General features: G+C 37.9%; 1 pseudogene. It reads right to left on the reverse strand.

From position 1 onward, the window contains the following. Nucleotides 1-454 (reverse strand): annotated as a pseudogene (locus IDG64_RS14405) (SufD family Fe-S cluster assembly protein); the annotation flags it as partial.

Here is a 454-nt window from a genome sequence, read left to right on the forward strand (position 1 = left end):
ACCTACTGAAGCTGCGTGTCCTGCTGTTACATCATCTTCATCAATTAATAAGATTGGGTTTGCATCTCCACGTGCTTTTTCAGATAACATAAGAACACGAGATTCTTATTGAGCATCTGCTTTCGTACCACCGTGTTTGATGTAACCAATACCATTAAAGATTGAAGACGAACTATCTTTCATAACACCATGTTTCAATATGTGACCATTAGTTTCTTTACCTTATTGAATGATTTGTGTTGTGAAGTTTTGTTTTTGTTCTCCACGACCAACTACGACTGTTTTTAAGTTACAGTTTGAACGGTCACCCATTAAATAAGTCGTGTTGTCATTAATTGTACTACCGTCATTCATTAAACCTAAAGCCCAATCGATTGTCGCATCAGCTGCTGCTGTACCACGACGGATAATGTGACCAGTAAAGCCTTTATCCATGAAATCAACTGTACCGTAA

The organism is Staphylococcus sp. EG-SA-15 (assembly GCF_017151895.1).
GTDB lineage: Bacteria > Bacillota > Bacilli > Staphylococcales > Staphylococcaceae > Staphylococcus > Staphylococcus aureus.